General features: G+C 55.2%; 5 protein-coding genes. 4 read left to right on the top strand and 1 reads right to left on the bottom strand.

The features are described from left to right. A partial coding sequence (locus tag ACQY36_RS07195) for a type IV pilin protein (protein WP_428078573.1) occupies positions 1-703 on the top strand: 703 nt, incomplete at its 5' end. Between the two features lie 62 nt (positions 704-765). Here ACQY36_RS07195 and ACQY36_RS07190 read toward each other — a convergent pair. Beyond that, entirely contained in the window at positions 766-2,166 is a 1,401-nt protein-coding gene (locus tag ACQY36_RS07190; protein WP_428078571.1) for an MATE family efflux transporter, read from the bottom strand. 201 nt (positions 2,167-2,367) lie between these two features. Between ACQY36_RS07190 and ACQY36_RS07185 the strand changes: the two genes are divergently transcribed. The 3 genes from ACQY36_RS07185 to ACQY36_RS07175 all read left to right on the top strand — a co-directional run bounded on the left by ACQY36_RS07185 (position 2,368) and on the right by ACQY36_RS07175 (position 11,030). Continuing rightward, entirely contained in the window at positions 2,368-8,016 is a 5,649-nt protein-coding gene (locus tag ACQY36_RS07185; protein WP_428078569.1) for an alpha-2-macroglobulin family protein, read from the top strand. A gap of 3 nt (positions 8,017-8,019) precedes the next feature. Next, a complete protein-coding gene (gene pbpC, locus ACQY36_RS07180; RefSeq protein WP_428056758.1) occupies positions 8,020-10,128 on the top strand; it encodes a penicillin-binding protein 1C in 2,109 nt (702 codons plus the stop codon). Between the two features lie 416 nt (positions 10,129-10,544). Next, positions 10,545-11,030, top strand: a complete 486-nt coding sequence (locus tag ACQY36_RS07175) for a type IV pilin protein (protein ID WP_428078567.1) — start codon at positions 10,545-10,547, stop codon at positions 11,028-11,030. Positions 11,031-11,667 lie beyond the last annotated feature (637 nt).

Raw genomic sequence — 11,667 nt, 5'->3', positions numbered from 1 at the left:
GTATAAAGTTTTTATCGTCGGGGATGAAAAAAGGCTTGACTCGTTTTTTTTTTTTGATACAGTGCCAATAAGGCCCGGGAAAGGTTATATAAAAACTCCTACAGTATCCTTTTCCGGGCCGCAACAAAAAAAGGAGATAAAGCTTATGACTAATAGAAAGGGTTTCACCCTGATTGAGTTGCTGGTGGTTGTGTTAATCATCGGCATTTTGGCCGCGATGGCCATGCCCGCTTATTTTAAAGCGGTGGAAAGAAGCCGCACGGCGGAAGCGGATACGTTAATTGGTACGGTAGTAAATTCCCAACAACGTTATAGAATGAAAACGGGCAACTTTGCCACCAACTGGACCAGCTTGGATATTGCTCCCGTTAATGCTACTACTTCTGCATATTATTGCACGAAAGGGACCCAGCCGACGGGGAATACTGCACCTACTGATTGTGGAACTGGTGTAAACGGATTCTTAATTCAATTAGTGGGTAGTAACGGCAGTACGGCGGCGGCGAATACCAACGGTGTAATTGCAACACGTGTGGGCACGGGGCAGTATCAGTACTCGTTACAAAAACAGTATAATTCTACGCAAGCGCCGGTTTGTATCGACACAACTGACGATGATGCCTTGCTTTGTGCGGATTATGCCGGTATTGACGGTGATTACACGACCCCTACAACAGGCCTGGTAGTGGAGTACAATGGCTAATTGCCATTTAGTTGTTTTTTGTTTTCCCCGCCCCCTGTTGTTTGGGGGCGGTTTTTATTGGGTTAAGCGGCGGGGGTTACCGGGCAGTGCTTTTTGCTGAAAAAGAAGTTTTGTTTGTGCTTGTCAAAAAAACTTTTAATCATTTTAAAAGCGATGACGGTGGAAATGGCGTCCGCAAACACCGGGGCGAGGAATACGCCCGTAAGCCCCCAGAAAAGCGGCAGAATCAGCACCAGCGGAATCACGAGCAGTACCTGACGGGACAAGCTTAAAAAAGCGGCCTGCATGGGTTTATTGATGGCCTGGAAGAAGCTGGTGGTCAGCACCTGTAAGGGCACAATCGGCAGGAGCAGGTTGAAAATGCGGATGACGCGCGCGGAGAGGTCCACCAGGGCCGTATTCTCGGAATTAAACACGGCGGCGATGGGCCGCGCGAAAATTTCAATCCCCACAAATCCCACGCAGGTAATCACCACGCCCCAGCGCATAGCCATTTTAAGCGTTTGGATGGCGGTTTTGTATTTGCGCGCGCCGTGGTTGTAGCCGATAAGCGGCTGTGCGCCCTGCGAAAGCCCGATAAGCGGCATCATCACCAGCGTATTGACGCTTACCGCAATCCCCACCGCCGAAATAGCCAGGTTGCCGCCGTATTTTAACAGCGAATGGTTCAAAATAATGTTCAGCGTGCTGGAGGCTATCTGAAACGCAAACTGCGAGAAGCCGATAGCCATGCTGTCCAGCGCGATATATTTTTTGAGTTTAAAAAATTTCCATCTCAGGCGGTAAAAGCTCCGCTGTCCGGTAAAAAAGAGTATCACCCAAATAAACGAAACGGCCTGCCCGCTGACGGTGGCCGCCGCCGCGCCCCGGATGCCCCAGTGAAACACGAAAATAAACAGCGGCCCCACCGCCATATTGATAATCGCCCCGATAAACTGGGTGGCCATTGCCGTTTTGGGGTGGCCGGAGGAGCGGATAAAGTTGTTAAGGCCTAAGCTGATGCCAAATAAAAAGTAGCCGGGCAGTACCACCAGCGCATAGCCGCGCGCATAGGGCAGCACGTCGGCATCCGCGCCCAAAAAGCCCAGGATGGGGTCCAAAAACAGATAAGTAAACAGCGTAATAACGCCCGAGGCCAGCGTCAGGAGCACAAAGGCGTTGCCTAAAATCAGCTGGGCTTCATCCTCCCTTTTTTCACCCAGGCGGATGGAAAACAGCGCGTTGGAGCCTACGCCGATAAGCGCGCTGAAACCCATATATAAAAGCCCCAGCGGAAACAAAATGGTAATGCCCGCCAGTCCGTCCGCGCCCACGTCCTGCCCCACGTAAATGCGGGAAATGATGTTGTATAACGCGTTGACGAACATCCCGGCCACGGCGGGTGCGGAAAATTTAATCAGCAGCTGCGAGAGCGCCTTGGCCTTAAACGGGTTTTTATCGTGTATGGATACGGCTTTTGCCATAAATCGTTCCTTAGGCAAAAAAACCGCCCGTCCGGCAGGCGGCTTTATTGCAAATTATATATATTTTATCAAATACCGCTGCGGAAGGAAAACAAAGAAACACCCCTTGGGCAAAAAGCAAAAAAACGCGTTTGCCGAAAGCATTTTTTACCGACTAAAAATAATGCTACAATAGTTGTATCTTGCAGGGAGGAAAAGAGTATGACACAGAACCGTTTTTTTGCGCGTATGTTCGCGCTGGCGGCGGCGTTTTTGCTGCCCGCGGGGGCGCTGTTTGCCGCACCCGCTTTAAAAGTATTGTCCGCCACCCCCAAAGGCCAGCTTAACTACACGGGCCGCCAGGCGGTGAACATTACGTTTAACCAGCCGGTGGCCAAGCTGGGGGAAGCAAGCGAATTTGCCTCTAAAAACTGCCCGATTGCCGTCTCTCCTGCGGTGCCCGGCTCCTGCCGCTACAGCGGTACGCAGACGCTGGTGTTTGAGCCGTCTTCGGACTGGCCGGAAGCCACCCGTTTTTCCGTGCGTTTGGCGGCCGGCTTTAAATCCGCCGTTTCCGGGCAGAAGCTCGCTCAGGATTACTCTTTTTCTTTCACCACTCCCGTGCCGCAGGTGCGCTCCGTCCGCCCTTCTAACGACGAGCACTGGATTAACCTCTATCCCACGCTTTACGTTGTGTTCAGCACGCCGGTGAATATGGAAGAAATTTCCAATTATGTGGAACTTTCGTATCTGGCCGCGCCGGAACCGACGTTAAGCGAGAAGATCGGCCTGTCCAAAAACAAACGCCCGGACGTCAAAAAAACCGTTCCGCTCGTCATCCGCCCCATCAGCCAGCTGGAGTTTGACAAAGATTTCTCCTACTATCAAAAAGACCGCATTATCGCTGTCAATGCCCTGGAAACCCTGCAAAAAGGCACCCGCTACACCCTGACGCTGGCCCAGGGCCTTAAAGGCACTGCCGGCCCGCTGGGGATGAGCGCCCCCTACCAGACCAGCTTTTACACCTACCCGGATTTATCCGTTGCCGGCGAAGTAAAAGAAGGCTGTTTGCCTTATGCTCCGTCGGTGGATTTTTCCACCCCGGTCCGCCTGCGCGAGCTGGCCTCTTCCGCGCGCGTGGAACCCGCTTCCGCCGTGCGCAAACTTTCCGAGCAGGAACAGGACGCCCTGGGGGCCGATTACGTCAATTCCAAAACCGGGGAAGCGTACTTCCGCACGCCGCTGGCGTTTTTGGATTTGAAACCCGGCCAAAACGTAACGGTTACGCTGGATAAAGATTTGCAGGACATTTACGGCAACCGCCTGGGCCAGGATTATACGTTTACCGTTTCCAACGAAGGCTACTGCCCGGCGGTGGATTTTTCCGGCGGACTGGGCGTGCTGGAAAGCTATTTGAGCCCCCGCCTGCCCGTGGATTTGATGAACACCGCCTCCCTGCCGGTGCGCGGCGCGCGCTTTAATAAAGAAAACTTCATTCCGTTTGACCAGGCCTCCTCCGGCTACTGCGCGCAAAAACCGCTGGCGGAGCCGACTTTTTCCGGCAATTATACGTTTAAAGACGTTAAAGACCGCACCGTCAAAACGTTTATTGATTTAAATAAATTTAACCCGACCGCCAAAGACAGCATTGTGTTCAGCCAGGTAAAACTCACCGGCAAACGCTATGGGGACAAAGGCTGCTGGATTTCCTCCACCGACAATATCACCGACGTAGGCGTAACGTTTAAAACCTCGCCGGAGAATATTTTGCTCTGGGCCACTTCGCTGCAAACCGGCGAGCCGATGGCCAACCTGTCCGTGGAGCTGCGCGGCAAGGACAATAAGATTTTATGGACGGGCAGCACCGATATGAACGGCCTCGCCCGCGCCCCCGGCTGGACGAAGCTGGACGCGCAGGTGCCGTCCTGGGGCCAGCCCGAAATTTACGCGTTTGTTTCCAGCCAGGGCGGCGACGCGGTGGTGAGCAGTTTGTGGAACCGGGGGCTTGAGCCGTGGCGTTTTAACCTGAGCTACGAATACAACCCGCAGCGCGAAGCCGTCCGCTCCACCCTGTTTACGGACCGCGGCGTCTACCGCCCCGGCGAAACGGTATATATAAAAGGAATCTCCCGCCGCCTGCAGGACGGCGCCTGGCGCCTGCCGGACCTGGTGCGCGGCACCGTAACGGTGTCGGACGCGCGCGGCGAAGAAGTCTTGAAAAAAGACGTAACCGTCTCCTCCGCCATGGGCACCTTTGATTTGAAGTTTGATATCCCCAAAACGGCTTTTACCGGCTCGTGGGACGTAACCTTCGCCCCGCTGGTAAAAGGCGATGACGCGCCCCGCGCGTACTATTCCTTCCGCGTGGAAGCCGTCAAACAGGCGGACTTTAAAGTAAACCTGCGCGCGGCGGCGGAGAATTACCTCTCCGGGCAGGAAGCGTCTTTTGCGGCGTCGGCGCAGTATAACTTCGGCTCCCCGCTGGCGGACGCCAAAGCGCAGTGGACGTTACGGCGCGAAATGGCGTGGTTTGAACCCAAAGAATTTAAAGATTATAACTTTACGCCCTATTTCCTGCGCGAAGGGGAATATAAAGACAACGGCAAACTGCTGTTAAATTCTTCCGGCAAGCTGGACGCCAAGGGCGCGATTGACTTTTCCGCCCGTATGCCGAAAGTCTCTTTCCCCGTGCGCGTATACGCCGAGCTGGGCGTGCAGTCGCCCGCGCGGCAGGAACTGTTCGCCCGTTCGTCCGTATTGGTGCACCCGGCGGATTTCTATCTGGGCGCCAAACTGCTGACCGAACGCGTGGAATTGGGCGAACCCGTCAAGGCCGAAATCCTGGCCGTTACGCCCGAAGGCAAACGGACCGGCGCGTCCGTTACCGCGCAAATCCGCAAAGAACAGTGGATGAGCGTGCGCAAAACGGGTCTTTCCGGCCGTCTGGAATGGGTCAGCGAAAAGAAAGTGACCGAACTGCCCTCCCAAACCCTGGAGGTGGGGGAAAAAGGCGCGGTGCTGACCTTTAATCCCGCCGAAGCGGGCAATTATTTCGTTACGCTTATTTCTTCCGACGCGGCGGGCCGCAAAGTAACCGGCGGCTTTAACATTATGGTGTACGGCGAAGGCCAGGCGTACTGGAAGAAGACCGACGACGATTTACTCGTATTAAAACAGGATAAAAATTCCTACAAGCCGGGTAAAACGGCGCGCATTTCCGTGCAGTCCCCGTACGATAAAGCGCTGGCGCTGGTAACCGTGGAGCGCGAAGGCGTGCTGGACGCGTGGATTACGCCCGTCAAAGGCGGCGCCGATTATGTGGAAGTGCCGATAAAGCCTTCCTACCTGCCCAATGTGTACGTCAGCGTAACGCTGGTGCGCGGCCGCAGTGCGGACCCGGTAACCGACAAAGGGCTTGACCTGGGCAAACCGCAGGGCAAGGTGGGGTACGTCAACTTAAACATACAGCCGGACTCCAAACAAATTACGCCCGTGATAAAACCCAATAAAACCAAATACCTGCCGGGCGAAGAAGTAACGTTAAAGCTTACGGCCAAATCCAACGCCAAAAACGTGCCCGCCGAGGTGGCGGTGATGGTGGTGGACGAAGGCGTGCTGGCGCTGACGGATTACAAAACGCCGGATTTGTTTGATTTCTTTTACGGGTCGCGCCCCGTGTCCGTATTTACGATGGACAACCGCGTCTACGTCGTGGGCCAGCGCAACTTCGGCGAAAAAGGCGAAAACCGCGGCGGCGGCGGCTCGGCCGACGCCAAGCTGGGCGGCGCGGACCTGCGCACCCACTTCTCTTTCACGCCGTATTTCAACGCGGCGGTAAAGACCGATAAAAAGGGCCGCGCGGAAGTGAAATTTAAACTGCCCGACAACCTGACCAAGTTCCGCGTGATGGCGGTTGCCATGACGGCGGACGAGTTCGGCTCGGCGGAAACCTCTTTGCAGGTGTCCAAGCCGGTGATGGTCACTTCCAACCTGCCGCGCTTTGCGCGCAAAGGGGATAAATTCTCCTGCGGCGCGGTGGTGTATAATTACGAAGACAAAAAAGGCGAAATGACCGTATCCGCCAAGGCCGAAGGCGCCGTGCGCTTAACGGGCCCGGCGGAGCAGCTTGTCAATGTGCCGCTTGGCAAAGCGCGCGAAGTAAGCTGGGCGTGCGAAGCCGTGCAGAACGGCGAGGCCCGCGTGGCGTTTAGCGTAAAGGCCAAGAAGGACTCCGACGGCGTGCTGACGAAATTCACCGTTTCGCCGGTGGAAAAAATGCAGACGCTTGCGCTGTATGCCTCTACGGTGTCGTCGCAGGAAGAACTGCTGGATAAACCCGGCGGCTTAAACGCGGCGGCGGACAACCGCATTACGCTCTCGCTCGCGTCCACCGCTCTTTTAAACCTGAAAGGCTCTATGGTTTACCTGCTGACGTATCCGTACGACTGCCTGGAGCAGAAGATGTCCAAAATTCTGCCGGTGGTGTCCGGCGCGCAGCTGGCGGAAGATTTTAAACTGGGCGATATGGCGCAGTTAAAAGCCCGGGTGCAGGAGGTACTGGACTTGGTGCCCGAATACCAGTATGCTTCCGGCGGCTACGGCTACTGGAAGAGCTCCCGCCCCGATCCGTATGTAACCGCCTATGCGCTGGAAGTAAACTATCTGGCCAAACAGGCCGGCTATAAGGTGCAGACCAAATCGCTTGAAAAGGCCGCCAAATGGCTGGAAGAAGCCTTTGCCGCCAAAACGCAGAAGGCGTATTCCTATTCTTCGCTGGAAACGGAAACGGCCCGCGCGTATGCGGCGTATGTGCTGTCCCTTTACGGCAAAAACGTGCAGAGCGCGTTTAACAACCTCTACGGCAAACTGGGTTCCCTGCCGCTGCCGGCCAAAGCCTATTTGTTAAAGGCCGCCGCGGCATCCGCCCGCACGCCGGCCGTACAGGAAAAAATCGCGCAGAGTATTTTAAATCACATCGCCTATACGCCCCAGTCCGCGTATTTTGACGCGCCGGAAGAAATGCCCTGGCTGCATATGGGAAACGTAAAAGCCACCGCGCTTGCGCTGGACGCCCTGCTGTTTGCCAAACAGCCGTTTGCGGACGCGTTTAAAACCGCTTCCTGGCTGCTTACGCAGATGAACGCCCAGGGACACTGGAACAACACCAGCGTCAACGCCGCCGTGTTCACCGCGCTGAATACCTATTACCGGACGATGGAAAGCGTAACGCCGGACTTTGCCGCCTCGGCCAAGCTGGGCGCCAAAACCGTGCTGGAAGCTTCGTTTAAAGGAAGAAGCGTGGAAGGTAAAAACGCTTCCGTTCCGTTTGCCGAAGCGTATGCGGACAAAACCGAAACGCGCGTGACCTTTGCCAAAACGGGCGCGGGCACGCTGTATTATACGCTGGGCCAGGTGTACGAGCCGCGCGCATACCAAACGCCGGTGGACGCCGGGTTTACGGTGTCGCGCCAAATCACGACGCTGGACGGCAAGCCCGTGGCCGAGATCGTGGCGGGCGAACGCTACAAAATTACGCTTAACGTCAAAAACGCCGCGTCGCGTCATTTTGTGGTGCTGGAAGATTTCATCCCCGCCGGGTTTGAAATCATCAACACTTCGCTGGCCACCGAATCGGCGGAGCAGGCGGCCGCCCTGCGGGACGGCGGCCGGAACGGCTTTGAGCGCGATGAAAAATACGACGACCGCATCGCCGCGTTTGCCGATTATCTGCCCGCCGGGAACCACTCGTATTCGTACCTGGTTTCCGCGTCCGTTCCGGGCACGTTCTCGTACCCCAGCTTGTGGGCGAGCCAAATGTACGAGCCTGCGGTATTCGGCCGCAACGCCACCGAAACGCTTGTCATCCAATAAACGATGAAGCGGGTCTGGACGGTTCTTTTGCTTGGGCTTCTTCCCTGCCTTTTGTGCGGGGAAGAAGCCTTTTTGCTTGCTCCCTCCAAACAAATTTATGACCGCTACGGCGCGCCGATGCGCGGGTTCCTGTCCGAAAACAACACCTATTACCTGCCCGTACCGCTTGCCGACGTATCCCCGTGGTTGATTGCCGCCGCCGTGGCGGCCGAGGACAAACGCTTTTTTTCGCATCCGGGCGTAGACGTGAAAGCCGTGCTGCGCGCGGCGTGGCAGAACGCGCGGGAGGGGGAGATTGTATCCGGCGCGTCCACCATTACCCAGCAGCTGGCGCGCGCGGTGGAGCCGCGCCCCAAAACGCTGTGGGGCAAAGCGGGCGAAGCCTGGAACGCGCTTTTGCTGGAGCGCAAAATGACGAAAGAAGAAATTTTGGAGGAGTATTTTAACCTCTTGGAACTGGGCAACCTGACCCAGGGGGTGGAAGCCGCCGCCCGGTTTTATTTTAATGTGCCCGCGTCCGAGCTGTCCCTCTCTCAGGCGGCGTTTTTGGCGGGGCTTGCCAAATCGCCCACGCAGTATAATCCTCTCCGGCATTTTGCGCGCGCGTTAAAACGGCGCGACTGGGTGCTTAAAAAAATGCTGGATAACGGATTTATTGACCGGGAGATGTACGATATCGCCCTGACGGAAAAATTGGAACTGCGTTCCGCCGCGCGCCCGTTTAGCGCGCCGCATTTTACGCGTTTTTTACAGCCGCTTGTGCCGGCATCGGCTAAAGACGTTTACGCTACGATAGACCGCGAGCTCCAGCTCTACGCCGAAGAACTGGTCAAAAACTATGTTTCGCGCCTGGCGGAGGAGAACGTAACCAACGCCGCCGCCGTGGTGGTGGAAAACGGCACCGGCGCGGTGCTTGCGTATGTGGGCTCGGCTGATTTTTACAACGAAAAAAACAACGGGCAGGTGGACGGCGCGCGTGCGCTTCGCCAGCCCGGATCGGCCTTAAAGCCGTTTGTGTACGGGCTTGCGTTTGAAAAAGGCGCGCTGACGCCCGCTTCTTTAATAGAAGACGAAGACACTTTTTTTGAGGGCGGTTTCCGCCCGCGCAATTACGATGAAAGCTACCACGGCCCGGTTTCCGCGCGCGGCGCGCTGGCGTGTTCGTATAATATCCCGGCCGTCAAAGCCGCCGAAAAATCAGGCGCGGCCAATCTGCTGGCGCTCTTGCGCCGCGCGGGGTTTTCTACGCTGGAAAAACCGGCTGACTTTTACGGGCTTGGCCTGGCCCTGGGCAACGGGGAAGTGCGCCTGCTGGATTTAACCAACGCCTACGCGTCTTTGGCGCGCGGCGGAGTATATAAGCCGCTGTTGGTGGCGCGGGAGCCCGTTATCCGCCTGCCCGGCCGCGAAGCCCGCGTATTTGATGAAAAAACGGCCTATTTGGTGACGGATATCCTGGCGGACAACAATGCCCGCGCCCCGGCGTTTGGCTTAAATTCGCCGCTTTCCGTTCCGTTCCCGCTGGCCGCCAAAACGGGTACGTCCAAAGATTATAAAGATAATTTCACGCTGGCCTATACCCCGCGCTGGACGATTGGCGTTTGGGTGGGTAATTTTGACGCCACCCCCATGCAACAAATATCCGGCGTAACGGGTGCGGGGCCGATTATGCACGATTTGGCCGTCTACCTTCAGCGCAAATATCCTTCGCCCCCGTTTGAAACGCCCGAAGGCGTTACGCGCGCGCTGGTCTGCGCGCAGAGCGGCCTGTTGGCCGGGCCCGCCTGCAAGCATACGAAAGAAGAAGTCTTTGATTCCGCCCATCTGCCCGCCGTGTGCGATGGAAAGCACACCGCCTCCGCGCCTGCTCTGGCCATTACGTCCCCTTCCGCGGGAGATGTATTTAAGCTGGATCCTTCCGTCCCGCTTTCGTCCCAGTCCGTTAAGTTTGAGGCCGCCTGCCGCGTCTCCGGCTGTGCGTGGACCTTGGACGGAAACACTCTGCCCGGCGTTTCCTGCCAAACCTGGTGGACCTTAAAACCCGGCAAGCACGCGCTTTCCGTGGCGTGCGGCGGGGAGAAGGCATCCGTTTCGTTTGAAGTGCTTCCGTAAAATTGCTTCTATCCCAAACAACAGCTGCCCGGCGGGGGTATTCGGAGATGACGACTCTAAAGGCTGTGTCATTGCCGGGAGTTTTAGTCGGCAATCTTGTCGTTTCGTAACAACCAGATACCCGAACCCTGCGGGCCGCTCATCGGGCTCGCTTTACGGTGCTTGGCAACATTGTTTAAACAGTGTGGCTCAATCAGTCGGATGGTTCCGTCAGGGAAAGGGAGGGGCGGACCCTGCGGGCGGCGGTATACCAGACAGGAATATCCCCGAATGTTTCTCTCCCAAGTATCTAAAAGTACCGTATATGGCTGAATTCTGGTTGAGGCCAGAGCCCCAAGGCCCGGAGGGCCCTTGACGCGTTTTTTTTTTTTGATAAATTGGGATTATCAACTTATATAAATAGGGGGATATATCCCATGAATAAAAGCCTCGGATTCACGCTTATAGAGCTGTTGGTAGTCGTTTTAATTATTGGCATTTTGTCGGCGGTTGCGCTGCCGCAGTATACCAGAGCGGTGGATAAAGCTCGTTTTAGCGAAGCGTTCAGCACTTTAAAAAATATGGCAAATGCCCAAAAATTATGCAGACTGGAAAACGGTGCGGAAAATTCAATGTGTAACGAACTGGACAGTTTGGCTATAGATTTTTCTGGCATGAGCATTGACGGAAGCGGTGATACATATAATTTTGAGACCCGGGATTTCATGTATAGTACAGTAGGTTCTTCGGATCGTCCGGTTGCCTGGTATAAAAAATATGACGTATGTATTTGCATAAACGATGATGGCTCTTTTGTCGGATCTAATTCAGGAAGCGCGTGTAGCAACGATCCAGATACCCCTTATGATGTGTTAAAAATGTTAGGAATTTCTGATGTGGGAAATGAGTGCTGGATGTGCTGAATTAAATAAAAACCCCGGCGTTTAAACCGGGGTTTTTGTATGTAGTGAAAACCCCCAGCTAGGCTGGGGGTTCGGTTTAGGTTACACCGTTGAGTAAGGTTGTTTTAGTACGAGAATATAAGAGCAAGAAGAAAGAGAATTTTGTCAAACAGGTATAAATAAAAAGCAGTTCATAAAAAGAGAGTCATTCCCGAAGACAGTAGTTGGGAATCTTCTCCATTTTAATAACGACAGATCCCCGCACCCTGCGGACCGCGGCATACCAGACGGGTGCATACCCCCTTTGTTGTTCCCATCTAACTAATAGTACTGTTTATTGCTTTAGCCCTGGCCAGGCCAGAGCCCCAAGGCCCGAACCCTGCGGGCCGCTCATCGGGCTCGTTTTACGGTGCTTGGCAACATTGTTTAAACGGTGTGGTTCAATTAGTCGGATGGTACCGTCAGGGAAAGGGAGGGGCGGACCCTGCGGGCGGCGGTATACCAGACGGGTGCATACCCCCTGTGTTGTTCCCATCTAACTAATAGCACCGTTTATTGCTTTAGCCCTGGCCAGGCCAGAGAAGGGAGCCCAGGCTCTGGGCCTTGCCCCCGGCAAGGGGGTTGATTTGTTTTTTTTTTTTGATAAATTGGGAATATC

The organism is Candidatus Avelusimicrobium alvi (genome assembly GCF_958451995.1).
Lineage (GTDB): Bacteria > Elusimicrobiota > Elusimicrobia > Elusimicrobiales > Elusimicrobiaceae > Avelusimicrobium > Avelusimicrobium alvi.
This window is presented reverse-complemented; position numbering and strand designations above follow the sequence as displayed.